This window comes from Ochrobactrum sp. SFR4, from assembly GCF_019730395.1.
In the GTDB taxonomy this organism is placed as follows: Bacteria; Pseudomonadota; Alphaproteobacteria; order Rhizobiales; family Rhizobiaceae; genus Pseudochrobactrum.
On the sequence record NZ_JAAPBB010000470.1, the window covers coordinates 1 to 332 of the forward strand.

At 54.2% G+C, this 332-nt stretch carries 1 protein-coding gene; it reads right to left on the reverse strand.

Annotated features, from left to right (window positions below):
• Window positions 1-332: LexA family protein (locus HBA93_RS19845; RefSeq protein WP_502910152.1), on the reverse strand; the 332-nt coding region annotated here is incomplete at both ends.

Consider the following 332-nt stretch of genomic DNA (forward strand, 5'->3'; position numbering starts at 1 on the left):
TAATCATATGGGTCTGGGACTGAATGGCGGAAATCGGCACACCGGCTGCAATACGGCCCATCACCGGAACGCTGATACCGGCAGGTGCATCAGTTTCTGCTGCTGGAGCCGCCCTTTTAGGCAATTCGGTTACATTCTTCTTGCCCAGATCACCTTCAATGACGCTTGGTGAGAATTTCTTCTGGCTGTTGAGCCCCGGAGCAATGGAATCCGGCAGGCGCACAACTTCCAATGCACGGGCTCTGTTTGGCAGGCGGCGAATAAAACCGAGCTCTTCCAGTGCCGTAATCAGACGGTGAATGCCGGATTTCGAGGCAAGGTTAAGTGCTTCC